22 protein-coding genes are annotated in these 26,712 nt (G+C 41.8%); 8 read left to right on the plus strand and 14 right to left on the minus strand.

All coding sequences use genetic code 11. The annotated features are described in order from the left end of the window. Positions 1-705 carry a 3'-5' exonuclease gene (locus AN390_RS06915; RefSeq protein WP_055253487.1) on the plus strand — a complete coding sequence of 235 codons (705 nt, stop codon included), beginning with the start codon at positions 1-3 and terminating at the stop codon, positions 703-705. Positions 706-825: 120 nt separating this feature from the next. Here AN390_RS06915 and AN390_RS06920 read toward each other — a convergent pair whose 3' ends face one another. Beyond that, positions 826-2,406, minus strand: coding sequence for a BCCT family transporter (locus tag AN390_RS06920; protein ID WP_004587884.1), 1,581 nt, complete (start codon positions 2,404-2,406; stop codon positions 826-828). Positions 2,407-2,841: 435 nt separating this feature from the next. On the opposite strand from AN390_RS06920, the gene egtB reads away from it, so the two are divergent. Then, the gene (gene egtB, locus AN390_RS06925; RefSeq protein WP_055253489.1) at positions 2,842-4,116 is read left to right on the plus strand and encodes an ergothioneine biosynthesis protein EgtB; all 1,275 of its coding nucleotides are present in this window, start codon (positions 2,842-2,844) and stop codon (positions 4,114-4,116) included. Next, positions 4,113-5,087: an L-histidine N(alpha)-methyltransferase gene (egtD, locus tag AN390_RS06930; protein ID WP_055253492.1), complete on the plus strand. Its 975-nt coding sequence runs from the start codon at positions 4,113-4,115 to the stop codon at positions 5,085-5,087. The genes egtB and egtD overlap by 4 nt, the downstream gene beginning before the upstream one ends. 4 nt (positions 5,088-5,091) lie before the next feature. On the opposite strand, the gene AN390_RS06935 is transcribed toward egtD, so the two are convergent. The 4 genes from AN390_RS06935 to pxpB all read right to left on the minus strand — a co-directional run bounded on the left by AN390_RS06935 (position 5,092) and on the right by pxpB (position 9,620). After that, positions 5,092-5,931: a PhzF family phenazine biosynthesis protein gene (locus AN390_RS06935; protein ID WP_055253493.1), complete on the minus strand. Its 840-nt coding sequence runs from the start codon at positions 5,929-5,931 to the stop codon at positions 5,092-5,094. Then, a complete protein-coding gene (gene asnB, locus AN390_RS06940) occupies positions 5,915-7,588 on the minus strand; it encodes an asparagine synthase B (RefSeq protein ID WP_055253494.1) in 1,674 nt (557 codons plus the stop codon). Before asnB ends, AN390_RS06935 begins: the two co-directional genes overlap by 17 nt. A 438-nt stretch (positions 7,589-8,026) precedes the next feature. Then, a complete protein-coding gene (locus AN390_RS06945; RefSeq protein WP_055253495.1) occupies positions 8,027-8,959 on the minus strand; it encodes a biotin-dependent carboxyltransferase family protein in 933 nt (310 codons plus the stop codon). 1 nt (position 8,960) lies between these two features. Next, the gene (gene pxpB / locus AN390_RS06950) at positions 8,961-9,620 is read right to left on the minus strand and encodes a 5-oxoprolinase subunit PxpB (RefSeq protein WP_055253496.1); all 660 of its coding nucleotides are present in this window, start codon (positions 9,618-9,620) and stop codon (positions 8,961-8,963) included. Between the two features lie 196 nt (positions 9,621-9,816). Between pxpB and msrA the strand changes: the two genes are divergently transcribed. Then, the gene (gene msrA / locus AN390_RS06955; RefSeq protein ID WP_055253499.1) at positions 9,817-11,106 is read left to right on the plus strand and encodes a peptide-methionine (S)-S-oxide reductase MsrA; all 1,290 of its coding nucleotides are present in this window, start codon (positions 9,817-9,819) and stop codon (positions 11,104-11,106) included. Positions 11,107-11,222: 116 nt separating this feature from the next. Next, on the plus strand, positions 11,223-11,978 hold the full coding sequence (locus AN390_RS06960; RefSeq protein WP_055253500.1) for an ABC transporter substrate-binding protein: 756 nt from the start codon (positions 11,223-11,225) through the stop codon (positions 11,976-11,978). A 743-nt stretch (positions 11,979-12,721) separates the two neighbouring features. On the opposite strand, the gene AN390_RS06965 is transcribed toward AN390_RS06960, so the two are convergent. From AN390_RS06965 to AN390_RS07005, 9 genes are all read right to left on the minus strand, one after another. Beyond that, positions 12,722-13,603 carry a LysR family transcriptional regulator gene (locus tag AN390_RS06965; protein ID WP_004587893.1) on the minus strand — a complete coding sequence of 294 codons (882 nt, stop codon included), beginning with the start codon at positions 13,601-13,603 and terminating at the stop codon, positions 12,722-12,724. Between the two features lie 315 nt (positions 13,604-13,918). After that, entirely contained in the window at positions 13,919-14,575 is a 657-nt protein-coding gene (locus tag AN390_RS06970; protein ID WP_055253502.1) for a CoA transferase subunit B, read from the minus strand. A 15-nt stretch (positions 14,576-14,590) separates the two neighbouring features. Next, entirely contained in the window at positions 14,591-15,289 is a 699-nt protein-coding gene (locus AN390_RS06975) for a CoA transferase subunit A (protein ID WP_004587895.1), read from the minus strand. A gap of 45 nt (positions 15,290-15,334) precedes the next feature. Beyond that, positions 15,335-16,237 (minus strand): hydroxymethylglutaryl-CoA lyase, encoded by a 903-nt coding sequence (locus AN390_RS06980; RefSeq protein ID WP_055253505.1) that lies wholly within the window; start codon positions 16,235-16,237, stop codon positions 15,335-15,337. Next, entirely contained in the window at positions 16,237-18,228 is a 1,992-nt protein-coding gene (locus AN390_RS06985; RefSeq protein ID WP_055253507.1) for an acetyl/propionyl/methylcrotonyl-CoA carboxylase subunit alpha, read from the minus strand. The genes AN390_RS06980 and AN390_RS06985 overlap by 1 nt, the downstream gene beginning before the upstream one ends. An 8-nt stretch (positions 18,229-18,236) precedes the next feature. After that, complete coding sequence (locus AN390_RS06990) at positions 18,237-19,007, minus strand: enoyl-CoA hydratase/isomerase family protein (protein WP_055253509.1); 771 nt, start codon at positions 19,005-19,007, stop codon at positions 18,237-18,239. Positions 19,008-19,020: 13 nt separating this feature from the next. Next, entirely contained in the window at positions 19,021-20,628 is a 1,608-nt protein-coding gene (locus AN390_RS06995; protein WP_055253511.1) for a carboxyl transferase domain-containing protein, read from the minus strand. A gap of 10 nt (positions 20,629-20,638) precedes the next feature. Then, positions 20,639-21,814 carry an isovaleryl-CoA dehydrogenase gene (locus tag AN390_RS07000; RefSeq protein WP_024034119.1) on the minus strand — a complete coding sequence of 392 codons (1,176 nt, stop codon included), beginning with the start codon at positions 21,812-21,814 and terminating at the stop codon, positions 20,639-20,641. 48 nt (positions 21,815-21,862) lie between these two features. After that, the gene (locus tag AN390_RS07005) at positions 21,863-22,297 is read right to left on the minus strand and encodes a MerR family DNA-binding transcriptional regulator (RefSeq protein WP_055253512.1); all 435 of its coding nucleotides are present in this window, start codon (positions 22,295-22,297) and stop codon (positions 21,863-21,865) included. Positions 22,298-22,627: 330 nt separating this feature from the next. On the opposite strand from AN390_RS07005, the gene AN390_RS07010 reads away from it, so the two are divergent. From AN390_RS07010 to AN390_RS07020, 3 genes are all read left to right on the plus strand, one after another. After that, positions 22,628-23,809, plus strand: coding sequence for an acetyl-CoA C-acyltransferase (locus tag AN390_RS07010; protein ID WP_055253514.1), 1,182 nt, complete (start codon positions 22,628-22,630; stop codon positions 23,807-23,809). A gap of 103 nt (positions 23,810-23,912) precedes the next feature. Then, complete coding sequence (locus tag AN390_RS07015) at positions 23,913-25,403, plus strand: CoA-acylating methylmalonate-semialdehyde dehydrogenase (protein WP_055253516.1); 1,491 nt, start codon at positions 23,913-23,915, stop codon at positions 25,401-25,403. A 141-nt stretch (positions 25,404-25,544) separates the two neighbouring features. Next, positions 25,545-26,702 (plus strand): acyl-CoA dehydrogenase family protein, encoded by a 1,158-nt coding sequence (locus AN390_RS07020; RefSeq protein WP_055253518.1) that lies wholly within the window; start codon positions 25,545-25,547, stop codon positions 26,700-26,702. The last annotated feature ends 10 nt before the right edge of the window (positions 26,703-26,712 follow it).

A 26,712-nucleotide genomic window follows, 5' to 3' on the forward strand; every position in this document is an offset into this window, starting at 1 on the left:
ATGGCTAAGCAATCGTATTTTGACTGGCAGGCTCATTATCAAACACTGGCTAACAATGCTAAAAATGAGCATTTAAAGGCGTTTTATCAGCACGCTTATGGTGATACGCACACGCCCATAAAAGACATTTCGTTTGTGGCTCTTGATTTTGAGACAACCGGTCTAAATAGTGAGGTGGACGATATAGTCAGTATTGGCTTAGTCCCTTTTACAATGCAAAGAGTATATTGCACACATGCTAAGCATTGGGTAGTACAGCCTCGTAAAAGCTTAAGTGAAGAGTCGATTGTTATTCATGGTATTACGCATTCAGAAGTGGATGATGCTCCCGATTTAACCTCCCGACTAGGGCCGCTACTTAATGCACTTAGTGGTAAAGTCGTGGTGGTGCATTATGCAGCGATAGAGCGGCACTTTTTAAACAATGCATTACTTGCGAGAATTAACGAAGGGATCCAGTTTGCATTAGTCGATACCATGGAGATTGAGCAACGAGCGTTGCGCGCCCGCCAAGGCTTAATAGGGCGTTTGTTTAATCAAAAGGTAGGCTCACTGAGACTCACAGATTGCCGCAGTCGATACTCTTTGCCTGCTTATCATAATCACAATGCGCTAACTGATGCATTAGCCACAGCAGAGCTGTTAATTGCACAGCTGCAATACCATTACCGCGATGATACGCCACTAGCTGAATTACTAAGTTAAATCTATTTTTAAATTCTAGCGAGTGCAATACAGAGTTAAATTATTAAAAAGCGTTTAGCTTAGCTAATAAAAACGCCGCATATTATGCGGCGTTTTTTAAGTTTACTGGCAAGCGACTAATTATTTAACAGCGCGAGGCTCAGTACGTAATCCTAATAATAGGCTTACACACATTAGTAGTAACACTAAAGTAAACGGAAGACCTGTTGAAACAGCACCCGCTTGTAATGCTTGAATCGCCTCTGTACCGCCAATCCATAATAGAGCAGCAGCAATAGAGCCCTCAACCGTAGCCCAAAAGATGCGTTGTGGTACTGGTGCATCCACTTTACCGCCTGCTGTAATTGAGTCGATAACTAATGAACCCGAGTCAGAAGAGGTAATGAAAAACACTAATACTAATACCACAGCTAGGAACGAAAGCACGCTCGACATAGGCAGTTCGTCTAGCATTTGGAACATCGCCATAGGTACATCGGTTAAACCGTTTACGCCTAAGCTACCTACACCTTGAACAACTTGGTCTATTGCAATGCCGCCGTAAATAGACATCCATAAAATAGTAACCGCAGTAGGAATTAATAATACAGCGATTAAAAACTCTCTAATTGTACGACCACGAGAAACACGCGCAATAAACATACCTACAAACGGTGACCACGAAATCCACCATGCCCAGTAAAATACAGTCCAACCGTGCATCCATGTTTCGTCTTCTCGGCCATGTGGGTTGCTCAGTGGAATAATATTTTCAACGTAACCCATAACCGTATTTGGTACGTTACCGATTGCCACAGCAAAGCCAACTAAACCAACAAACAGGAGTAAGGCAAATGCAATAAGCATGTTTATATTACTAAGAACCTTTACGCCGCCATCAATGCCGCGTACTACTGAGATAATAGCCAGTAAGGTAACGCCAATAATAACCAATAATTGTGCACCTACGCCGCCATCAGTTCCAAATACATGATTAATACCTGCAGAAGCCTGCTGCGCGCCTAAACCTAACGAGGTTGCAAGGCCAAACAAAGTGGCAAGCACGGCAAGAATATCAATAATATGACCAGGCCAACCCCAAGCTCTGTCGCCTAATAGTGGATAAAAAATTGAACGGATTGATAAAGGAAGACCTTTATTATAAGTAAAAAACGCAAGTGAGAGCGCTACAACGGCATAAATAGCCCACGGGTGAAGACCCCAGTGAAACATGGTTGCACCCATTGCTACTTTTGCAGCCTCTGGCGTATTTGCGGTTACATTAAGTGGGGTTTCGTACCAGCCAGTAAAGTAAGCTACAGGCTCTGCAACACCCCAAAACATTAACCCAATACCCATACCTGCGGCAAATAACATGGCAAGCCATGACATACGCGAGTGCGTTGGTTTAGCACCTTCTCCGCCTAAACGAATATTACCATAGGGCGATACAATTAATGCCAAACAAAATATAACAAAGAAGTTTGCTGCCCACATAAAAAACGCATCAAAGTTATTTATTATATCGAGCTTAATACCATCAAGCGTTGCTTTGGCTGTTTGCGCATCCGAAACGAGAATGGCGACTAAAAAGATGACAATCAAACCGGCACTAATACCAAAAACAGGATTATGTATATCAAATCCCCATTTTTGCACGTTATCTTGACCTACGGTGTAGTCCGTATTATCAATACTATACTTGTCATGATTTTCGCTCATGAATACCTCTTATGTTGTCCTAACAAGCCAGAGAGTTCCGGCATAACACTAAGTTAATTAGCCACAAAGTAAGTTGCATTATTTACAATAAAACTTATTTGAGGACTAACTAAATTAATCGCTGATCATACCCTTAATAGTGTATGAGTTAAATCGTAAATGTAAAACTATTTGGTTATATATGCCTGATTACTTAGCGCTAAAAGCTATTTATCACTAAAAAGATAAGCTATTGTTAATTCAGTGAGTGTTAAAAATTAGTTTGTTATTAAACTAAAATTAAAGCAGCGCCACCAAACTCGTTTAGTCGTTAATACATTAGTCTACGTTTTAAATGGGTAGAGGGTTTGATTTAATCATTATGTAACATGCATAAAGGTAAAATCTGGGGTAGGCTTTATTTAATCGCAAAGAGTGAAAAGGACTAACTTTAATATGCTAAACACGAAAACGAATGAAGCGCACAGTACTGAAAAAATACACGCTCAATTTCAGTCAATTCGCCAACATAGTCTAACACTTATAAAAAACCTCAGCGCAGAAGATTGCCAACTACAAGCAATGGATGATGCAAGCCCAATGAAATGGCACTTAGCTCACACCACGTGGTTTTTTGAAACATTTTTACTTGCTAAGTATCTGCCTAACTACACGCTCTTTGATGAACAATTTAAGGTGCTTTTTAACTCCTACTATAACGGCATAGGTGAGCAGTTTAAGCGTGCTAATAGAGGATGTTTATCTCACCCCAGTTTAGAGGTGGTGTTGCGCTACAGAGCCTATGTTGATAATGCGCTAAACGAGCTGCTTCAATTAGGCATTAACCAAACACTGTGCAATATTATAGAACTTGGGCTGAATCATGAGCAGCAACATCAAGAGCTCATGCTAATGGATATTAAATATAATTTTTCGGTTAATCCAAGCTTTCCTGCCTACAGCCAAACCCCAAATAACTTAATAAAGGTGAGTGATTCGTTAGGCACTTTAAAATATACCGAATTTAGCCAAAGCATAACCAATATAGGGGCTGATGCTAAAAACGGTTTTTCGTACGATAACGAACAACCTAAACATCAAGCCCTTATTCATGCGTTTAGTTTTGCTAACCGATTAGTAACTAATAGAGAGTACTTACAATTTATAGAGGCGGGCGGGTATAAAAACCCTTCATTTTGGTTAAGTGATGGCTGGGCTAATATAAACACCGAGCAACTTAGTCACCCTTTATATTGGCAGTATATTGACGGGCAGTGGTTTGAATTTACTCTCTACGGACTGCAGCCTTTAAATTTAGATGCGCCAGTGAGCCATGTAAGTTATTTTGAAGCGGCAGCCTATGCTAATTTTGTAAATGCGCGCCTACCTACTGAGTTTGAATGGGAGTATGTAGCGCAGCAGCAAGCACTTAAGCAACAGCAAAACGATTTGCTTACGCCAAGTGTATGTAAAAACCCAGATGTTATCTCGCAGTTAAGCGATACATGCTGGCAGTGGACTAATAGCGCCTATTTACCTTACCCAGGCTTTAAACCCTTTAGCGGAGCCGCAGGGGAATACAATGGTAAATTTATGAATAACCAAATGGTTTTGCGTGGTGGGTGTGTGTTTACCCCAAAAGATCATTTAAGACAGACCTACCGTAACTTTTTTTATCCGCACCAAGCGTGGATGTGCAGCGGCATTAGACTAGCAAAGGACATACTATGAGCCAAGTAACAGCAATTAATCAGCAATCAATAACCGATCTAGACTTTTTAAATGATGTATTACATGGACTTGCTCAACAGCAAAAGTCGCTGCCGTGTAAGTATTTTTACGATGATAAAGGGGCGGCTTTATTCGAGCAAATAACCTCATTGCAAGAGTACTATGTTACCCGCACTGAACTTGCCATATTAGAAGATTACTCAAAAGCTATCGCTAATAGGCTGCCCGGGAACCTATCAATTATTGAGCCTGGCTGTGGCTCGGGTAAAAAGGTCGCGTATTTACTCGCCCATATGAGCAATGTAAAAACATTTGTTCCTTTTGAAATATCATCAGAGATGCTTAATTACTCGTTAGCGCATTTATCACCGTTATTTCCGGAGTTGGCCATTACACCATTGCTAGGTGATTTTACCCATAGCCAAATGGTTAAGCAGTTAACAAAAGACACCGCCTTAGACAGCCAAACAAATTTAGTTTATTTTCCAGGCTCTACACTGGGTAACTTTGCGCCAGTAAAAGCCATTGAAATAATGAATAATTTCCACCGTTTATGTGGTGTTGATGGCTATGTATTAATAGGTATTGATTTAGTAAAAGAGCGACAAGTGTTACTTGATGCTTACGATGACAAGGCCGGCATTACCGCAGCCTTTAATAAAAACTTGCTCCAGCGTATAAATAACGAGTTAAATGGCACGTTTATTTTAGATAATTTTAAACACGAATCGCGATTTAACGAAGTGCACAGCCGCATTGAAATGCATTTAGTGAGCAAGTGTAATCAAAGCGTGGTCATTAACGATAAGCAAATAGACTTTGTAGCGGGAGAGAGTATTCACACTGAAAACTCGCACAAATATACGCTTGAGTCGTTTAAAAATCTTGCTGCTCAGGCTAATTTATCGCTTGAACAAACATGGCAAGACGAGAAAAGCTACTTTGCACTTTGCCTACTAAGGCCAATGTAATAGCTTAATTTACAACTACCTGATTGCTGCTAAACGTGTAGTTTAGCAGCGCGCCTTTTGGTGACTGCTGTATAAGGGTTACTTTATTTAAACCATATAGTCTAAAAATAAGGGGCGCAATAACCGACACAGCAGAGCCTGTAGCCGTATCTTCATTTACCCCAAATTGCGGCGCAAAATACCTAAAATATGCGCTTGCGCTGTTTTTATTAATACTATGTATTTGCAGTGCAATTACCGCATTGTTATGCACATTTACTAAATGTGTAAAATTAACCTCTAAATGCTTTAAATCAGCCATGTTTTTAAACAGTACAACGGTATAGCCATTTTTATAAGCTGTTGAGTAAGTTGCTTTTATAGAGTGCGAAAACACATCACTAAGGCTATTAACCTCATCACTCTTTTTTAAATTAATAGCCGCTAGCTGAAGTTGTACCTGGCCTGTAGCTCGCTTGATTTTAAACCGTTCTTTATCGTTTGAAATAAAGTGTGAAGGGCAAAAACCAAAGTGTGCTAATAAACATTTTGCAGCAGCAAGGGTGCCATGGCCGCAGCGCTTAATTTCTGATGTTTGGTTAAACCAGCGAATGTTACATACCCGGTGAGAAATTTCATTTTCATTTAAAAAAACGCTAGCAGGGTGCTGCGAATTTGATGCAATTTTTTGCATTACACGCGTACTTAACCCTTGCGTATAAATAACAATTAACGCACTTGAACCAGCTAAGTTATGCTGTGAACTAGAAAATACAGGAACTGAATAAAGGTGCTTTATATATCGCAACCTAGGCTGTTGTAGCCTACGTTGCGATAAAAGGGTGCGTTTAGCCTTTGCTTGCATACGCGTCGTTGTGAACGCCAGCAGCACGGCCTGAAGGATCAGCATTATTTTGAAATGATGCATCCCATGCAAGTGCTTCAGGTGTTGAACACGCAACCGACTTACCATGCGGTACACATTTAGCTGATGCATCACCTGGGAAGTGTGATTCAAAAATAGAGCGATAGTAATACGCTTCTTTAGAATCTGGCGTGTTAATAGGGTATTTAAACTTAGCGTTGGCAAGCTCTTGGTCGCTTACTTGCTCGTTTACAAACTCTTTTAACGTATCTATCCAGCTGTAGCCAACACCGTCTGAGAATTGCTCTTTTTGACGCCACAGTACTTCTTCAGGCAGGTAGCCATCGAAGCCTTCGCGTAAAATGTGCTTTTCAATTTTGCCATCGTTACACATTTTTGCTTCAGGGTTGATACGCATAGCCACATCAACAAACTCTTTATCAAGAAATGGCACGCGTGCTTCTACGCCCCATGCAGCCATTGACTTATTGGCACGTAAACAGTCAAACATATGCAGCTTTGACACTTTACGGTTCAGCTCTTCATGAAATTCTTGTGCGTTTGGCGCTTTGTGGAAGTATAAATAGCCACCAAATAGTTCATCAGCGCCTTCGCCCGATAATACCATTTTAATACCCATAGCTTTAATTTGGCGCGCCATTAAATACATTGGCGTTGAGGCACGGATAGTGGTTACATCGTACGTTTCAATGTGGTAAATAACCTCACGAAGCGCATCAATACCTTCTTGAATGGTAAAGTGAATAGGGTGATGTACTGTACCAATCATATCCGCTACTTTTTGCGCAGCGGCTAAATCAGGTGAACCCTCAAGCCCAACCGAAAAAGAATGCAGCTTAGGCCACCATGCGTCGCTTTCATCGTTATCTTCAATACGTTTAGCAGCAAAACGTTGCGTAATAGCCGAAATAACCGACGAGTCTAAACCGCCCGATAGCAATACACCATACGGTACATCACACATTAGCTGGCGTTTTACAGCGCTTTCTAGCGCTTCTTTTACGTCTTGCGCTTGTGCGCTGTTATCTTTAACTGAATCAAAGGTTTCCCAATCGCGCTTATAATAAGGCGTTAGTTCACCATTTTTGCTGTATAGGTAGTGCCCTGGTGGAAACTCTTCAATGTGCTTACAAATTGGTGAAAGCGCTTTAAGCTCTGAGGCAACATAAAAATTACCATGCTCATCGTGACCAGTATAAAGCGGAATAATACCAATATGATCGCGGCCAATTAAGTACGCATCGTTTTCTTCATCGTATAAACAAAATGCAAAAATACCATTTAAGTCATCTAAAAACTCAGGCCCTTTTTGTTTGTATAACGCTAAAATAACTTCACAGTCTGATTGAGTCTGAAATTCAAAATCTACCTCTAGCTCTGCTGCCAGCTCTTTGTGGTTATAAATTTCGCCGTTAACCGCTAAAATATTTGTTTTTTCAGGGTTATATAATGGTTGTGCGCCGCTTGATACACCAACAATGGCTAAGCGTTCATGCACTAAAATCGCTTTCTCAGATGAATACACACCAGACCAATCGGGGCCACGGTGCCTTAGTAGTTTTGACATTTCAATTGCTTGGGTACGCAACTGAGTGGCGTTAGATTTAATATCTAATACACCAAAAATTGAACACATAGTAACTCCTCATTCCTATTATGTGTGCAGCAGGGCAACTTTGCTGTGCTGCGAAACCTTGTTTTATCAGAAATAATTACTCAAGTCACACTGCTTTTACAATTAATTAAGAATAATTTATGCACCAACTGAAAAGTGCGCGCACCAAAGTAGTGCGCTGCGCGCAGGTGTGGCTATATTTACAACACTTTTGGTGTGTAAAGTGGCGTTAGTAAGGCATTCAGTGCAGTGTTTGCAAAAAAGCACACTGCACAAATGCACCAAGTGTGTGCGAAAATTAAAGCAGAGCTTAAATTGCCTTATTATAATTTTTTGCGTTAGCGTGTTTTAATTTTATGCGCTTAATTAACCAATCTAAGCCTACCTATTGCAAGTTAAGTAGAGCGCCGCTTGTACTTTTATTAGCTCCTTGTAATAGGTTTATATCTCACCTTAGAGTTAACTATATTTAAGCGCCAAGCTGAGCTGATGTAAGTGACCTTTAAGCTTTTGTTTTGCTAATCTAGCTTGCTCATGGGTTACTTGCTTAAATTCAATTGAGTCACCGGGTCTAAATTGCGCAAATTGATGTAAATCAGCCTCTATTACCGTGCCAAGTAATGGGTAGCCACCGGTTGTTTGTGCGTCGTTAAGTAATACAATAGGCTCACCACTGGGCGGTAATTGAATAGAGCCCGGGCCTGTACCAAGAGAGGCAAGTGAGTGACTATGAGTTAGGGGACTTTCGTTTGTTAGCCTAAGGCCCATTCTGTTGCTGTTATGGCTTACTTTAAACGCCGTTGAAAAAAACTGTTTAAGTAGCGTATCACCTAATAGATGCGCATGTGGGCTTGCATATACCCTAATCACCTTTAGTTTAGGCGGAGTAATAGCGCCGCGCTGTATAAAGCGCGTTATTGGCACGGGCGATGTTTTAATAGGAATAATATCGCCCTCGCTAAGTGCTTTACCTGCTAAACCGCCAAAGAGCGCGTTTAAATCGGTTGATTTTGAGCCCATGATATCTTTAACATCAATGCCACCTTGTACGGCTACATAGGCACGCAAACCAGCGCGGCCAGTATCAAAGCTTAAAGTTTGTTTGGCTCTTACTTGGTAACTCCAGCCAGGGTACAAGGGTGTTTCATCAAGCGCAGCGTTTAAATCAGCACCTTGTAGGGCAATAACAGTATCGGTTTCAAACTGTAACTCGCAAAGGCCTAACGTAACTTCAAGCACAGCTTCATTATCTTTGTTACCCACTAATTTATTGGCAATTATTTGTGCGTAAGGGTCTAAACAACCCGCTTGGCTTACACCTAAATGACGATAACCGCAGCGCCCGCCATCTTGAATTGTAAGTTGTACGCCGGGTTTAAGAACTTTTATCACTTTATGCTCCTTGCATTGTGTTTATTGAAACGAACGATAGCGTGTCGCCGGGTTTAAATAAGCAAGGATCTGAGTGTGTGCTATCAAAAAGGGGCGTGTTTGTGTGGCCGATGATATGCCAACCGCCAGGTGTTTCTGCTGGGTAAATGGCAGTTTGCTCTGCGCCTAAAGCAACCGCACCTTTAGGTACTTTAGTACGCGGAGTGTCTCTGCGTGGGATATGCAAGCGTGAATCTAATCCATGCAGGTAAGCAAACCCGGGCTGAAACCCTAAAAATAAAACGTGGTAAGTGGCTTGGCTATGTATTTGAATAATTTGCTGGGGTGTTAAATTAGTTTGTTTGGCAACAAAATCTAAATCTTCTCCTTCATAAGTCGTGAGTATTTTATGGTGAGTGCCTTTAAATGTTGTTGCTTGTACTTTGTCCCATAAATCAGGCAAGGCGTTTTGCCATTTTTCTAAATTACTTGCTGATTTTAAATAAAGCGTTAAAGAGTTCATGCCTGGGACTAAATCGATAAATTCGTTACTTTGCATTAGCTGCTTAGTGAGTGCCCAAATTTTTTTTTGAGTGTCTAACACATTGTTTTGTTTATGCTGTGTGGCATCTAATAGCAAACTGTTATTTGTTAAAGTAAATACCTGTAAAAATGCAGTCATAATTTAATCTTTTTATACAACGTGCAGCAAAGCTAACATAGTTTTGTCAATTTATTCAGTACCTAGCCATAAGAAAAATAAACGAAAAAGAAATGCAGACTCAAACTGTATTCAAATTTAGCACGTATTTATTTACTGAAATTAAAACAAGGGATGTTGGGTCTTAATTAAAACACGTAGGTATTAAGAGGTATTTATGACATTTTCTCGCTCAGTTTATTTATTAGGCGCCGCTATTACATTTAGCGCCGGCTGTTTTGCTTTATCAACCGAAAAAATAGAGCACAGCAACGTAGAGGCCACAATGCATATAAAAACCATTGTGTTAGGCTCTGGCTGTTTTTGGGGAGCCGAAAAGCGCTACGAAGCACTAGAAGGGGTTATTGATGCAGAGTCAGGCTATGCAGACGGGCACGGCTTTAAAGCAACCTATAAAAATATCACCGACCAATCTCGCCGGTTTGACGAAAACAACTACGCTGAAGTAGTGCAAGTGATGTACAACAGCAATATCATTTCTTCTAAAGCGCTATTACAAAATTACTTTGAAAGCCATGATCCTACACAATCGAATCGCCAAGGTAATGATATTGGCACGCAGTATCGATCAATTATTCTTACTACCACTAAAGAGCAAGCGCAGCTTGCAGAGCAAGTTAAAGCCGAGTATCAGCCGTTATTAAGTGAAGCCGGTTATGGGGCAATTAAAACAGTAATAAAACCGCTTGAGGGGTTTGTATCTGCTGAGGAGTACCATCAAAATTATTTACAAAAGAACCCAAATGGCTATTGCCCAGATCACGCCACGGGTGTGGTATTTAATAAAACTAAAAAAGCAGATGTAGACAATAGTGTTTTACTCACGGGCAAGCAGATTGTGGTACTTGATTCGCGCGAATACTGCCCTTACTGTGAAAAATTTAAAAAAACAGTCGCTAACAATTACAAAGGTTCAATCCCACTGACATTTCGTCACGCCGATGAGCTTAATGGCCTAACTATAAAATCGGCAACTTGGGCAACCCCCACCATTTTGTTTTTAGAAAATGGAAAAGAGGTGTACGCGCGTCAAGGCTATGCAAGCCCCGCTGAATTTTACAAAGCGCTTGGCGCCTTTAAGCTAGGCGATAGTGATGCCTACGAAGTCGCATTTAATGAGCGCACCGACAGACCATACTGTAAGGAGTATAAAGAATTTAAAAACACTCCCGATGGCGTATTTGTTGATAAATTAAGTGGTGAGCCATTATTTGATACCCGCGATAGATTTAATTCGGGCACGGGGTGGCTGTCGTTTAAACATCCGGTTAAAAATAGTGTTACTAAGCATAAAGATACCAGCTGGGGGATGACTCGAATTGAGCTTAAATCAAAAAGCACCGGTATACATTTAGGGCATTTATTTAAAGGTGAGGGGCCAAGAGGCACAGATAGATACTGTATTAATGCTACTGTGTTAGAGTTTATACCTCGTGACAAAAGCTAATTTATAAGAGCGATTAATTCGCTCTTTTATATTTAATAAATCTAAACTTTAATTAACTGTGATTATGTTATATAAATTAATAATCCAAACGATATAAACGGCATTTTACTATCAAATTGATTAACACGTTAGCACTTGTATCAGGGCTTATAACTATAAGCCCTGTATTAGCACAGCCAACCGAAAAATATGTAATAGGGGTAGAGAATATAGAATACCTGCCTTATTACGATGGCAGTGGCACTAATAAGCGTGATTATTTTGGTTTTAGTAAAGAGTTACTGGAACTATTTGCAAAACAACAAAATATTAAATTTGAATTTTACACTTTGCCTATTCCGCGCCTTTATAAAGAATTTATAGAGCATCACCATGTTGACTTTAAATACCCCGACAACCCTAATTGGCAAGTAAGTTATAAAAATCAGCATCAACAAGATATTAATTATTCTGTGCCTTCATTAGTTACACATACAGGGATAGCGAGCTTAAAGGACAATATTAAACTTGAAGATTGTAAATCACTTGCAAAAGTGCGTGGCTTTACATTGCAAGGGCTTGAAAAGTTAACCTCAATGCCAGGCTTGCAAGTACTCGAAAATGATAACGTTATTGAGATGATTTATTTGCTGCATAAAGAGCGAGTTGATTGTATATATATTTCACACGATGTACTTAAATACAATATAGAAGAATTTTTTGATACTCCCGTCCCCGTGTTTTTTCAACATCAGTTGCCTGTTGATCACCAAGCATTTATGTTATCGAGCATTAAACACCCACAGCTAGTTAAAAAGTTTAATGTATTTTTAAAAGACAATGAAAATGCCATTGAAGAGCTTAAACAAAAACATAACTTTATAGTTGAATAATACTAAATTTAAGCGAATTGGTATAAAACGGTGGGGCAGGTAATCGTGTTTATAAAACAAAAACGGCCCATATAAGGTCACCACCTCACATGAACCGCTTTTCACACTGACAACATCTTACACACACAATATAAGATTATCTTACACACACAATATAAGATTTGGTTTGCTACACAGTAGCTAATTACGTTATTGCTGCGTGCTGATGGTGGAATAAAAAACAGTTCAAACCAAGTCACCACCTGACTTGAACTGCCTTTTCACACTGACAACATCTTACACACACAATATAAGATTCTTTTCTTACCTTGTTAGAGCTATCACATCTAAAAAGGTTGCATTTATTTGGTGCAAAACAGTAAATAATGTCTAATTAGTAAAAACGTTTAGCTGTTTGCTTGCGATGGGTTAACTTTAAAATAATCGTAAAAGTCAGACAAACGATAAAAATAAAACCAATAAGTGAAAAAAATTAAGCTATAGACTTTAGTCTAACGTGTTGTGTTATTTTATTGATTTTAAATGATAAATTTATATAGGTTAGTTTGTAGGGAAAAAACGAATGATTAAATAAAAATATTTAATTAATAATAAATCACTAAACGGTGTTGTTAAGTTTCAGGAAAGTAAAAAAGAAGGAGCTTTACAGTTTACTGCGTGCAGCTTTAGCACTTGCTACGTGCTGCACACATTAAAATTGCCGTTATTAAACCAAAATGTAAATTGCATTTACTAAGGCAACACTAACCTTGAATGTTGCTAAATGTAGATACAACCCATTTAGCAAATAAATCTAGCGCGGGATTTGGCGAATTAGCTTCATGCTGTACTAAATAGTATTTATCTTTGGTGGTAAGGGGCTGTTGAAATAATTTATAAAGCCATTTTTCATCAAACCAGCTTTGGCTAATAGGCAGCGGTATAAGTGAAATGCCAATGCCCTGTTGCGCTGCACGAGCGACCCCAAACATACTATCAATTTGTATAATTTGCGTAGGCGAAAAGTCATCTATACCCGCTTTTTCAGCCCATTGGTGCCATGCCCACGGCCTTGCTTTGTGAAGGATTAATGGTACTTGGTTTAATGCTTGGCAGTGATCGTCTTTCCACTGTTTTAACAGTTTTTCGTTACACGCCGGTATATATTCAAGATTAAATAGCTCTGTAGTAAGGCCCTCAGTGGGTTTACTTGAGGATAAAACAATCGATAAATCACTGTGGCGGGTTAGCTCTTTACGGGTTTTGAGCGTATCCATTTGTAAATTTATATTAGGGTGCTCAGATGTCCACTCACTTAATTTAGGCATAAGTAGTTCACTGGCAAAAAATTCAGGCAGCGTAATAGTTATATTAGTATTTTGCTGCAATTGACTGAACTCGTTGATGGTGTTTTCAAGCGTATAGATAATAGGCGAAATGGCATCAAAAAAGTTTTTACCCGCAGCCGTTAAACTAATGGATCGGGTTTGGCGTTGAAAGAGTTCAATGCCTAGTTGTTCTTCAAGTTGTTTTATCTGATGGCTTACCGCAGAGGGCGTTAAGTACAGCTCTTTAGCTGCATGTTTAAAACTTAAGCTTTTTGCTGCAAAGCAAAAAGAGCGGAGGCCTCGAATAGGAGTTTGCATGTTTTCCAGAATTGTTTAATTAATTTAAGACGCCTTTAATAGGCAATAATCGAACCAATAATTTAATATAATAATATCAATAGTTTAATTTTAAATATAGCACTAGTTCACAAAAAAGGTGCAGACAATCCACAAATTAGTGCAAATAATCTAAGCGCTTACATTAAAAGCTATTTGTATTATAGATAATATTTACTACAACTGTATTAAAACTGAAAAAAAGTTTATGGCAGGCAAAAAAAATCCCTCTTTCGAGGGATTTTGGGTAACTCAGCGCCATTGGCACTGGGAATGAGGTCGGTACATGGTAAAGCGTTAAAAAACCATTTCTGGTACTTCACCGTCAACAAGTAATTTACCTGCTGTTTTACTAATTATTTCATCAACCGATACGCCCGGAGCGCGCTCGAGTAAATGAAATGCGCCGTCTTTAACTTCAAGTACGGCCAAATCTGTTACTATTTTTTTAACGCAATTAACGCCCGTTAGCGGTAATGTGCACGACTCTAATAATTTAGAATCACCATGCTTACTGGCATGGGTCATAGTAACAATAATATTCTTTGCCCCAGCGACTAAATCCATTGCGCCCCCCATGCCTTTTATCAGCTTTTTGGGGATCATCCACGAGGCAATGTTGCCGCATTGGTCTACTTCAAATGCACCCAGAACGGTTAAGTCTACATGACCACCCCGTATCATGGCAAAACTATCTGCACTATTAAATATGGCTGCGCCTGTGGCAGCTGTCACGGTTTCTTTACCCGCGTTAATCATATCGGCGTCTAGCTCGGCTTTTGTAGGGTAGGGGCCCATACCTAAAAGCCCATTTTCTGACTGTAACATAACTTCAATACCATCAGGTACATAGTTTGCGACGAGTGTCGGAATTCCTATGCCCAAATTAACGTAAAAACCGTCTTGTAGTTCCTGTGCAACGCGCATTGCAACTTGTTCACGTGATAATGCCATAACCTATGCTCCTGCTTAATCTCGTGTTGTTACACGTTCAATGCGTTTTTCAAAGTCGCCTTTAATAACGCGATTTACAAAAATGCCTGGGGTATGAATTTGGCTTGGCTCAAGTTCACCGGGCTCTACTATTTCTTCTACTTCTGCAACGGTAATCTTACCTGCTGTTGCGGCCATTGGGTTAAAGTTCATGGCAGTGTGCCTAAATACTAAATTACCGTATCGGTCGGCTTTCCACGCTTTTACAATGGCAAACTCACCGGTGATCGACTCTTCTAAAATATAAGGGCGACCGTCAAACTCTTTTACATCTTTACCCTCTGCAACGGGCGTACCGTAACCTGTAGCGGTATAAAATGCAGGAATACCTGCACCGCCTGCGCGCATTTTTTCAGCCAAGGTGCCTTGCGGGGTAAGCTCTACATCTATTTCACCGCTTAGTAATTGCTGCTCAAATAAGGCGTTTTCGCCCACATAGGAGGCAATTACTTTTTTAATTTGTTTATCTTTAAGTAAAATTCCTAATCCAAAGTCATCTACACCACAGTTGTTAGAAACCACGGTTAGCTCTTTGGTGTTCATTGCCTTAATTTGTTTAATTAAGCCCTCAGGAATACCGCATAAGCCAAAGCCACCAGCAATAACGGTATCGCCGTCTTTCAACCCTGCCATTGCAGCTTCGTAACTAGAAACCACTTTATCAAAACCGGCCATGAGACTCTCCTCATTGTGTTAACTGCCATTTGGCAAGTTAAGCTATTATTTTTGTGTGTTGCCTAATGCAATTGAAACTTTGCTTACAGGCGTTTTGCCAAGTGCTTGTGTAATTTTCCAACCAGCGCTACTTAACCTTTGTAAATCAATTCCATGTTCAATGCCAAGCCCATTGAGTAAGTAAACCACATCTTCGGTGGCAACATTTCCTGACGCGCCTTTGGCATAAGGGCAGCCGCCAAGGCCTGCAACAGCGGCATCAACCGTTGCTATACCTAAGCTTAACGCTGCGTAAATATTTGTGAGCGCTTGCCCGTAGGTATCATGAAAATGCACTGCCAGTTTTGATTTATCAATATGCTCAAGCAAAAGTGTTAAAAGCTGGGTAACTTTATTTGCAGTGCCAACACCTATGGTATCGCCAAGGCTTATTTCGTAGCAGCCTAAATCTAAAAGCTTTTGCGAAACGCTAAGTACTTTATGCGGGTCTATTTCTCCCTCATAAGGACAACCGAGTACACAACTGACATAACCGCGTACACGTATGTTATTGGCTTTTGCAAATGCCATAACGTCGCTAAAACGCTCAATACTTTCATCAATATTGCAATTTATATTTTTTTGACAGAACGATTCGCTTGCCGCGGTAAATATGGCAAATTCTTTTATGTCAACGGCATGGGCTGCTTGCGCGCCTTTTAAATTGGGTGTAAGCGCACTTAAATTTACATGTGGTAAATTAAGCGCTGTTATCACCTCGGCCGAATCGGCCATTTGTGGCACCCATTTAGGCGATACAAAAGCACCGGCTTCAATATTTTTTAAGCCCGCGTCACTAAGTGCATTTATTAATGAAATTTTATCAGCTGCAGTGACTGGTTTTTCGTTTTGTAGGCCATCACGCGCGCCTACTTCAACAATTTTAACTTCAGTTGGAAAAGCAGCCATCACGATGCCTCCTGCGCCGTGGTGTCTTCTACAATTGCTAATAAAGCGCCGTGCGAAACTAATTCGCCTTCATCAAAGCAGTAGCTTTGTAAAATACCATCGTGCGGGGCGTTGAGCGTGTATTCCATTTTCATGGCTTCAATAATCACTACGGCATCGCCTTTGGTAATGGTGCTGCCTACATCAACTAAATGCTTAACCACAGTGCCATTAAGTGGCGCCGCAAGGGGCAAGGCATCGCTTTCATGGCTGCTAATGTAATGTTTAGTGTTTAAAGCAAGCTTAATTTGCAGCGCAGCAAACATTACGCTAATGCTTTTATCAAAGTGGCTAACATGGGCGGTAAATTTTTCCCCATTAATAAACACATTACATACGTTTTGGTTTACAAAGCCTGCTATATCGAACGACTTATCATTATGCGTTACAACGTAACCCGTTTTAGTTTTAACCGCACTAATAGCTAAGTCTGTAAATGGTACATCCACTTTTTGGGGTGCGTTAAGCGTAAAACCACTGAGTTGCTGCCACGGGCTTGCGCTTTGCTGAGTTACTCTTTCAGTACTAAGCGATTCAAGGTAGGCAAAGGCTGCAATTAGTTGTGCTTTTTCAAGCGCGGCGCTATCAACACTTACCAATGCATCGCCTTGCTCCGCAATAAAGTGGGTACTTGGCGCACCTTGAGCAAATGTAGGGTGGCTTGCTAAGTTGTGTAAAAAGCCAATATTAGTGCTAAAACCCGCTAAGTGAAATTGCTCAAGTGCTTGGCGTAAACGCGATAATGCTTGCTCTCGGTTATCATCATGTACTATAAGCTTTGCAATCATCGGGTCGTAATACGGGCTTATTTCATCGCCTTGTGCAATACCGGTATCAATACGAACAAACTCACTGTTAAGTGGTGTGCTTAACGCTTCTATTGTGCCCGAGCAGGGAATAAAGTCGTTACTTGGATCTTCTGCATAAATACGCGCTTCAAAGCTGTGGCCTTGGAGTTGTATATCTGATTGCGTTAGTGGCAGTGTTTGCCCAGCGGCAATATTAATTTGCCAATTGACTAAATCTACGCCGGTTACCATTTCTGTCACAGGGTGTTCTACTTGCAGGCGCGTGTTCATTTCCATAAAGAAAAACTCATCGCCACACAGTAAAAACTCAACCGTACCTGCACCTCTGTAGTTTATTGCAAGGGCACAGCGTACTGCGGCTTCACCCATTTCTTTACGCAGTTCATCAGACAAACCCGGCGCTGGGGCTTCTTCAATTACTTTTTGATGACGGCGCTGCAGTGAACAATCACGATCCCCTAAATAAACACAGTTACCGTGGTTATCGGCAAAAACTTGTACTTCAACATGGCGAGGCTGGTTAACATAGCGCTCAAGCAGCACTAAGTCGTTACCAAAGCCCGCAATTGCTTCACGCTGTGCGCCCTCAAGTGCACTTCTAAAGTCTTTGGCATGCTCAACAACGCGCATGCCTTTACCGCCACCACCAAAGGCCGCTTTAATTAGCACGGGGTAGCCAATTTTTTCAGCTTCAGATTGTAAAAAAGCAGGATCTTGGTTATCACCGTAATAGCCTGGCACTAATGGTACATTTGCCGCGGCCATAATTTCTTTGGCGCGGGTTTTAGAGCCCATGGCTTCTATGCTGCTTGCAAGAGGGCCAATAAACGCAATGTTGTTAGCTTCACAGGCTTTAGCAAACTCACTGTTTTCAGATAAAAAACCGTACCCAGGGTGTATACAATCGGCACCGCTTGTTTTTGCAACCTGTAAAATTTTATCTGTTACAAGGTATGAGTCTTTACTTGGTGCAGGGCCAATGTGGTAGGCCTCATCAGCCATTTTTACATGTTGGGCGTGTTTGTCGGCGTCAGAGTAAACAGCGACCGTTGTTAGGCCCATTTGCTTTGCACTTCGCATTATACGGCATGCAATTTCACCACGGTTGGCAATGAGTATCTTTTTTAATGTGTGTGTGTTCATAATTAGTCCTACAGTTGCCAAGCGGGAGGGCGTTTATCAAAAAAGGCGCTTAGTCCTTCTTGGCCTTCGTCCGATACCCGAATATTTGCAATACGTTCGGCCGTGAGTTCAATAAGATCATCATTAATAGGCTTATTTGCTACATCGTTAATTAATGATTTAGCGGCTTTTACAGCTACTGGGCCGTTATCGATTAATATTTGCAGCATGTTATCAAGGGCACAGTCTAAATTACCGGTCACCTGATGAACCAAACCAAGTTGTTTTGCTGTGTGGGCATCAAACACCTCGGCAGTTAAAAAGTAGCGGCGCGCAGCGCGCTCACCAATGGCTTTAATTACATACGGGCTAATTACCGCAGGAATAAGCCCTAGCTTTACTTCGCTTAAACAAAACTGCGCATCGTCTTTACTTAGGGCAATATCGCAACATGCAATTAAGCCCAGAGCGCCGCCAAACGCAGCGCCTTGTACAGCACATATGGTTGGGTGAGGAGAGGCGGCTAGTACCTGCATTAATTTAGCGAGCTGCATAGAATCGGCAAGATTATCGGCGTAGTTGTTATCAGCCATTGATTTCATCCAGGCTAAATCGGCACCGGCAGAAAAGTGCTTACCTTCAGTTTTTAAAACTAAAGCGCGAATATCGAGCGTATTTGCATGCTCTATGCACTGAATTAGCTCGTGTATTACTTCACTATTAAATGCGTTGCGTTTTTCAACTCGGCTTAAAACAAGTACAGCCACATTAGATTTTGTTATTTGTAGTGTTACTGACATTTTTGCGCTCCGGTTACATTCTAAATACGCCAAACTTAGAGTCTTGCTGTGGTGCATTTTTAGCTGCACTTAAGGCAAGGCCTAATACGTTGCGGGTATCGGCAGGGTCAATAATGCCGTCGTCCCACAAGCGGGCGCTTGCGTAATACGGATGGCCTTGCTCTTCGTACTGATCAATAATTGGCTTTTTAAAATCGCTAACTTCTTGCTCGCTCATGCTATGCCCTTTACGTGCTAAGCCATCTTGCTTAACTTGAGCCATTACACCGGCGGCTTGCTCACCGCCCATTACCGAAATACGGGCATTGGGCCACATCCACATCATGGTAGGTTCAAATGCGCGACCACACATACCGTAGTTACCCGCGCCGTAAGAGCCACCAATTAGCACCGTAAATTTAGGTACATCGGCACACGAAACCGCCATTACCATTTTAGCGCCGTGCTTTGCTATGCCTTCAGCTTCGTATTTTTTACCCACCATAAAGCCGGTAATATTTTGCAAAAACACTAAAGGAATATTGCGCTGTGCACATAGTTGAATAAAGTGCGCGCCTTTTTGCGCCGACTCACTAAATAAAATGCCGTTATTAGCCACTATGCCTACAGGGTTACCGTAAATACTGGCAAAACCTGTTACCAGCGTTTCACCAAAGTAGCGTTTAAATTCATCAAACGATGAATCATCCACCGTACGGGCAATAACTTCACGCACATCAAACGGCTTTTTAAGGTCGGTTCCTACAATGCCGTAAAGCTCGTTTATATCGTAACGTGGTGGTTTTACATCCTCTAAAAGAGGGGCTGTAGGGCGCGTGTAATTAATACGCTCAATACATTGGCGCGCAATAGACAGCGCATGCTCGTCATTTTCTGCAAAGTGGTCAACCACCCCCGATGTTTTACAATGCACATCGGCGCCGCCTAATTCTTCGGCGCTGACTACTTCACCAGTCGCTGCTTTTACAAGTGGCGGGCCGGCTAAAAATATAGTGCCTTGCTCTTTTACAATTATGCTTTCATCGGCCATTGCGGGTACGTATGCGCCGCCTGCGGTACATAACCCCATTACCACGGCAATTTGAGGAATACCTTTACCCGACATACGGGCTTGGTTATAAAAAATACGGCCAAAATGTAATTTATCAGGGAATACATCGTCTTGCTCAGGCAGGTTAGCACCGCCCGAATCAACCAAATAAATACACGGTAAGTGGCAACGCTCGGCTATATCTTGTGCGCGTAAATGCTTTTTAACGGTAAGCGGAAAGTAAGTACCGCCTTTTACCGTGGCATCGTTCGCAATGATCATGCATTCAATGCCTTTAACACGGCCAATACCGGCAACTACACCTGCACAGGCAATTTCTTGCTCGTACACACCAAAGGCTGCAAATTGCGAAATTTCTAAAAACGGTGAGCCTTCATCTAATAAAGTGCTAATACGGTCGCGTACAAATAACTTACCTCGGCCTTCGTGACGCTCTTTTAATGCAGCGCCGCCACCTAAGCTAATGGTGGCTACTTTACTATGTAAATCATCAACCAAAGCTGCCATGTTTTTGTGATTTTGCACAAAAGTAGGGTCGTGCGGATTAACGCTCGATTTTAATATCGTCATAATTTAATCCTTAACGGCTTTCGGTAAAGAGTTCGCGGCCAATAAGCATGCGACGTATTTCTGATGTGCCAGCACCAATTTCGTATAGTTTGGCATCACGCAATAAGCGCCCTGTGGCGTATTCGTTTATGTAGCCGTTACCCCCTAAAATTTGAATGGCATCGAGCGCCATTTTAGTGGCAAGCTCCGCAGCATATAAAATGGCGCCGGCGGCATCTTTACGGGTGGTTTCGCCGCGGTCACACGCTTTTGCAACGGTATAAACGTATGAGCGCGCTGCGTTCATTTGCGTATACATGTCGGCTACTTTGCCTTGAATTAACTGAAATTGGCCAATAGGGGTGTCGAACTGTTTACGTTCATGAATGTACGGTACAACAATATCCATACAGGCTTGCATTATGCCAAGGGGCCCTGCAGCTAGTACTACACGTTCGTAATCTAGGCCGCTCATTAGTACCTTAACGCCTTCGTTTAGGTTACCTAAAATGTTTTCTTCGGGTACTTCGCAGTTTTCAAACACCAGTTCACACGTGTTTGAGCCACGCATACCAAGCTTGTCTAGCTTTTGTGCGGTAGAAAAACCAGGGAAGTCTTTTTCGACAATAAATGCGGTAATGCCTTTAGCGCCGGCTTCTAAATCTGTTTTTGCATAAATAACAAATGTATGTGCGTCGGGGCCATTGGTGATCCACATTTTATTGCCATTTAAAATGTATTTATCGCCTTTTTTTTCAGCTTTAAGTTTCATTGATACCACGTCAGAGCCTGCATTTGGTTCGCTCATGGCAAGGGCACCAATGTGTTCGCCGCTAATAAGCTTTGGTAAGTATTTTTCTTTTTGTGCTTGATTACCGTTACGGTTAATTTGATTTACACACAAGTTTGAATGCGCACCATAGCTTAAGCCAATTGATGCACTCGCACGGCTAATTTCTTCCATGGCAATTACATGCTCTAAGTAACCTAAGCCTGCACCGCCAAAGTCTTCAGAAACGGTCATGCCTAGTACACCCATTTCGCCCATTTGCGGCCAAAGCTGATTAGGAAACGCGTTGTCCATATCGGTTTGTTCAGCCAGTGGCGCAATTTCTTGGCTTGCAAAGCTATTTACGTGGTCGCGGATCATATCGGCGGTTTCGCCAAGGCCAAAGTTCATCTCTTTATAAAGTGAAATAGTGCTCATGATTCATTCCTGTGTGTGTTGTCAGTGTGTTTTTATTATTAAAATAGGCTACTCGTCTATTTTATTAAGTGTTTCTCTGCAGCGGCGCTCCGCTGTCACTAATTCCATAAGCACAACTTTTATGTCGTCCATTTGCTGAGAAAGGTCGGCTTTTTTCTCTGCAATTAAATCGAGCATAGTCACCAGCTGTTTAGCGCTTGATTTATCAGCGTCGTACAGTTCAAACAAACGGCCTGTTTCTGCAAGCGTAAAGCCTAAGCGTTTGCCACGCAGTATTAGTTTTAAGCGAACTTTGTCGCGTTTTGAATAAATACGGGTTTGGCCATTGCGCTCTGGGCTTACTAAACCTTGGTCTTCGTAAAAACGAATAGAGCGGGTGGTAATATCAAACTCTTTAGCTAAATCGCTAATACTAAAGGTTTGATCGTTACTGCTTGGCGCTTTTGCAGAACTTGCAAAGTTTGTTTGGTTATCTGGTTTCATAGTTGTGTTTACCTCATTCGAATAACTCCAATATAAGTGAAGTTTACGTAAAGGTAAAGCTTGGTGTGGTATGAAACTATTTATAAAGGAGTGTTGATGTGAAATGTTAAATTATATTATTAATATTCAATAGTTTATTTTTATTAATTGTTCACTGCGCCGTTACTGGAAAATAATGCTTACACTTTTAAAACTAAAAATTAAACGCTTTTTAGTTGACGTTAGCGTAAACGTTAGTATTGTGTAAGGGTGTTAAACAATAAATGAATACTAAATTAATAGAGCAAATATTCTAACAACTATTTGCATATAAATACAACGGAGTTAATTATGACTTTAGAATCAGTGGTAATTGTAGCAGCAAAGCGTACGCCAATGGGCGGGTTTATGGGCGCATTGACCGATGCACAATCTACCGAGCTTGGCGCAACCGCCATTGCAAGTGCGCTTGCACAAACTGGTTTAGCAAATGATGCAATAGATGAAGTAATTATGGGCTGTGTATTGCCAGCGGGCCTTGGTCAAGCGCCAGCACGCCAAGCAATGTTAAAAGCAGGCCTTGCTCTGGGTACGGGTGCTACCACCATTAATAAAGTATGTGGCTCTGGTTTAAAAGCCGCTATGCTCGCAAACGACTTAATTAAAGCGGGCTCAATTAGCAGCGCAATTGCTGGCGGCATGGAAAGCATGAGTAACGCACCGTATTTTATACCTAAAGCACGTGGCGGTATGCGTATGGGCCACGGCGAAATTAAAGATCATATGATGAGCGATGGCCTAGAAGATGCTTACGATAACAAAGCAATGGGCTGTTTTGCACAAGATACTGCTGATGAGTACGGCATTGGCCGTGAGCAAATGGATGAGTTTGCACTTAGCTCGCTAAGTAAAGCCAATGCGGCAATTGAAAACGGCAGCTTTGAAAACGAAATTGCGCCGCACACTATAAAAACTCGCAAAGGCGATGTAACCGTATCGATTGATGAGCAACCCGGTAATGCCCGCCCAGAAAAAATACCAAGCCTGCGTGCTGCCTTTAAAAAAGACGGCACCATCACTGCGGCTAATTCATCGTCAATTTCTGATGGTGGCGCAGCGCTTATATTAATGAGCGAATCAAAAGCAAAAGAGCAAGGCTTAACACCGCTTTGTAAAATTGTAGCGCACAGCACGCACTCTCAAAAACCAAGCGAATTTACTGTAGCACCTGTGGGCGCTATGAACAGCGTGCTTGAAAAAGCAGGCTGGACTACCGCTGATGTAGATCTTTGGGAAATTAACGAAGCATTTGCCATGGTTACCATGCTTGCTATTAACGAATTGAAACTTGATGAGAGCAAAGTAAACGTAAACGGTGGGGCGTGTGCTCTTGGCCACCCAATTGGTGCCAGCGGCGCGCGAATTTTAGTCACGCTTATTCACGCACTTAAAAACCGTGGCCTTAAAAAAGGAATTGCGTCTTTATGTATTGGTGGCGGCGAAGCTGTAGCCATGGCTGTAGAGGCTTACTAACAAAAAAGTTAATTAACTAACAGCAACTAAAATGCACCGTACTCATACTAATAACAAAACGGTGCCATTTTTTAAAAGAACACACTAACAACAGGATTTACCCATGCACCAAGTTCCACTACTTATAAACGGCGAATTTGTTCAGTCGGCTTCAAACGAGCTTATTGATGTAATTAACCCAGCAAACCAAGAAGTACTTGCGCAAGTTCCATGCACTACCGACTCAGAAATGGATGCAGCGATTGCCTCGGCCTCAGAAACATTTAAAACATGGAAAGATGTGCCCATTACCGAGCGTGCTCGCATTATGATGAAATACGCGGCGCTGTTAAAAGAGCACCACGATGAGCTTGCGACCATTATTTGCCACGAACTAGGTAAAACGTTTGAAGATGCAAAAGGCGATGTATGGCGCGGTATTGAAGTAGTAGAACAAGCAGCTAACGCACCATCACTAATGATGGGCGAAACAATGGAAAACGTTGCCCGTAAAATCGATACCTATTCTTACATGCAGCCCCTTGGCGTATGTGCAGGCATTACGCCGTTTAACTTTCCGGCGATGATCCCACTTTGGATGTTTCCGCTAGCTATTGTATGTGGTAACACCTTTATTTTAAAACCCTCTGAGCAAGACCCACTCACACCAATGCGTTTAGCTGAGCTATTTATTGAAGCCGGCGCACCAAAAGGCGTATTACAAGTGGTTCATGGTACAAAACCGCAAGTAGACCGCTTATTAGAAGACAAAGCCGTACGTGCAATTTCGTTTGTGGGCTCGTGTGGTGTAGGTGCATACATTTATTCTAAAGGTACACAAAACCTTAAGCGCGTACAAGCGTGTGTGGGTGCTAAAAATCACATGGTTATTATGCCAGATGCGAGTAAATCACACGTGGTAAATAACCTAGTTGGCGCATCGGTTGGTGCAGCAGGCCAGCGTTGTATGGGTATTTCGGTAGCTGTGTTTGTAGGGCAAGCAAGTGAGTGGGTAGATGAAATAAAAGCTGGCTTTGAAAACGTACGCCCAGGCGTGTGGGATGACAAAAACGCAGCCTACGGCCCACAAACATCAAAAGCAGCAAAAGAGCGTATTTTATCGCTTATAGCAAGCGGTAAGGAGCAAGGCGCCACCTGTTTAATTGATGGTTCAAACTACAAAGTAGAGGGCTTTGATCAAGGTAACTGGGTTGGCCCAACACTATTTACCGATGTGACAAAAGACATGGACTTATACAAAGAAGAAATCTTTGGCCCTGTGCTTGCCTGTATGTTTGTAGATACGCTTGATGAGGCAATTGCTCTTATTAACGAAAGCCCGTACGGCAACGGTACCTCGTTATTTACCTCAAGTGGTGCTGCGGCTCGTAAATTTCAACATGAAATTGAAGTAGGCCAAGTGGGTATTAATGTGCCTATTCCGGTGCCGCTGCCGTTTTTCTCGTTTACGGGTTGGAAAGGCTCGTTTTACGGCGATACACACACCTATGGTAAGCAAGGTATACGTTTTTACACAGAAACTAAAACTATTACCTCACGTTGGTTTGAAGACGACATCGCTTCAGGTCCAAACATGAGCATTAATTTAAAATAAACACACTCAAAAATAATAATAAAGAAGGGCGCAAAGGCTAAACTCGCTGACAAGCAACTAGAACACACACATCAGCCTTTGCCGCTCTTCACTCATTTACCCTAATGGGACACACTAACAACACAATTAAAGAGGTCTACCATGGACTTTAACTTATCAGAAGATCAACAAGCCTTTGCAGAAACTGCACGCCAATTTGCAGAATCAGAACTTGCTCCACATGCAGCAAAGTGGGATCGCGAGCATATTTTTCCTAAAGATACGATTAAAGCGGCGGGCGAGCTTGGCTTTTGCGGTTTATATACGCCAGAGGAAGCCGGCGGCCTTGGTTTATCACGCTTAGATTCAAGCATCATATTTGAGCAGCTTGCGATGGGCTGTACAGCTACAACTGCCATGCTAACTATTCATAATATGGCTACGTGGATGGTAGCAAGTTTTGGGACAGATGCAGTTAAAGACAAATACGTAGAACAACTAGTAATGGGCGAGCTACTTGCCTCTTATTGTTTAACAGAGCCAGGGGCGGGCTCAGATGCAGCATCACTAAAAACAAAAGCTGTGCTTGAAGGTGATGAGTACGTTATTAACGGCTCAAAAATGTTTATATCGGGTGCGGGTGAAACTGAAGTTTTAGTGGTTATGGCACGTACCGGTGGCGAAGGCGCTGCGGGTATTTCGGCATTTGTAGTTCCTGGTGACGCACAAGGCGTTGAGTACGGTAAAGCAGAAGAAAAAATGGGTTGGAACGCACAACCAACACGCTTAATTAGTTTTGAAGATGTGCGTATTCCGGCGCATAACTTATTAGGTAAAGAGGGCGAAGGCTTTAAATTTGCCATGCAAGGCCTAGATGGCGGGCGTATTAATATTGCCACATGCTCAATTGGTACTGCACAAGCTGCGCTAAACACGGCAAAAGAGTACTTAAAAGAGCGCACTCAATTTGGTAAGCCCTTAGCTGCGTTTCAGGCTTTGCAGTTTAAAATTGCAGATATGAACACTGAGCTTGTAGCTGCGCGCCAAATGGTAAGGCTGGCGGCATTTAAACTTGATACCGGCGATAGTGAAAAAACCACCTATTGCGCCATGGCTAAACGCTTTGCCACCGACGTTGGCTTTACTGTGTGTAACGAGGCACTGCAAGTACATGGTGGTTACGGTTACATAAAAGAATACCCGCTTGAGCGCCATGTACGTGATGTACGCGTTCATCAAATTTTAGAAGGCACTAACGAAATTATGCGTGTAATTATAGCGCGCCGTATTTTAGCCGAGTCTGCAAGCGACGTTTTATAAGGAGCAAGTT

It is taken from the genome of Pseudoalteromonas sp. P1-11 (genome assembly GCF_001399995.1).
GTDB classification, from domain to species: Bacteria; Pseudomonadota; Gammaproteobacteria; order Enterobacterales; family Alteromonadaceae; genus Pseudoalteromonas; species Pseudoalteromonas atlantica.

What these genes read in the sequence shown, in the direction of transcription:
- egtB (WP_055253489.1), top strand. Translation starts at nt 2,842, where the DNA reads ATGCTAAACACGAAAACGAATGAAGCGCACAGTACTGAAAAAATACAC.
- AN390_RS06980 (WP_055253505.1), bottom strand. Translation starts at nt 16,237, where the DNA reads ATGGCTGCTTTTCCAACTGAAGTTAAAATTGTTGAAGTAGGCGCGCGT.
- AN390_RS06935 (WP_055253493.1), bottom strand. Translation starts at nt 5,931, where the DNA reads ATGCAAGCAAAGGCTAAACGCACCCTTTTATCGCAACGTAGGCTACAA.
- AN390_RS06995 (WP_055253511.1), bottom strand. Translation starts at nt 20,628, where the DNA reads ATGACGATATTAAAATCGAGCGTTAATCCGCACGACCCTACTTTTGTG.
- AN390_RS07005 (WP_055253512.1), bottom strand. Translation starts at nt 22,297, where the DNA reads ATGAAACCAGATAACCAAACAAACTTTGCAAGTTCTGCAAAAGCGCCA.
- AN390_RS06915 (WP_055253487.1), top strand. Translation starts at nt 1, where the DNA reads ATGGCTAAGCAATCGTATTTTGACTGGCAGGCTCATTATCAAACACTG.
- msrA (WP_055253499.1), top strand. Translation starts at nt 9,817, where the DNA reads ATGACATTTTCTCGCTCAGTTTATTTATTAGGCGCCGCTATTACATTT.
- AN390_RS07020 (WP_055253518.1), top strand. Translation starts at nt 25,545, where the DNA reads ATGGACTTTAACTTATCAGAAGATCAACAAGCCTTTGCAGAAACTGCA.
- pxpB (WP_055253496.1), bottom strand. Translation starts at nt 9,620, where the DNA reads ATGACTGCATTTTTACAGGTATTTACTTTAACAAATAACAGTTTGCTA.
- AN390_RS06985 (WP_055253507.1), bottom strand. Translation starts at nt 18,228, where the DNA reads ATGAACACACACACATTAAAAAAGATACTCATTGCCAACCGTGGTGAA.
- AN390_RS06920 (WP_004587884.1), bottom strand. Translation starts at nt 2,406, where the DNA reads ATGAGCGAAAATCATGACAAGTATAGTATTGATAATACGGACTACACC.
- AN390_RS06975 (WP_004587895.1), bottom strand. Translation starts at nt 15,289, where the DNA reads ATGGCCGGTTTTGATAAAGTGGTTTCTAGTTACGAAGCTGCAATGGCA.
- egtD (WP_055253492.1), top strand. Translation starts at nt 4,113, where the DNA reads ATGAGCCAAGTAACAGCAATTAATCAGCAATCAATAACCGATCTAGAC.
- AN390_RS07010 (WP_055253514.1), top strand. Translation starts at nt 22,628, where the DNA reads ATGACTTTAGAATCAGTGGTAATTGTAGCAGCAAAGCGTACGCCAATG.
- AN390_RS06970 (WP_055253502.1), bottom strand. Translation starts at nt 14,575, where the DNA reads ATGGCATTATCACGTGAACAAGTTGCAATGCGCGTTGCACAGGAACTA.
- AN390_RS06990 (WP_055253509.1), bottom strand. Translation starts at nt 19,007, where the DNA reads ATGTCAGTAACACTACAAATAACAAAATCTAATGTGGCTGTACTTGTT.
- AN390_RS06965 (WP_004587893.1), bottom strand. Translation starts at nt 13,603, where the DNA reads ATGCAAACTCCTATTCGAGGCCTCCGCTCTTTTTGCTTTGCAGCAAAA.
- AN390_RS07000 (WP_024034119.1), bottom strand. Translation starts at nt 21,814, where the DNA reads ATGAGCACTATTTCACTTTATAAAGAGATGAACTTTGGCCTTGGCGAA.
- AN390_RS07015 (WP_055253516.1), top strand. Translation starts at nt 23,913, where the DNA reads ATGCACCAAGTTCCACTACTTATAAACGGCGAATTTGTTCAGTCGGCT.
- asnB (WP_055253494.1), bottom strand. Translation starts at nt 7,588, where the DNA reads ATGTGTTCAATTTTTGGTGTATTAGATATTAAATCTAACGCCACTCAG.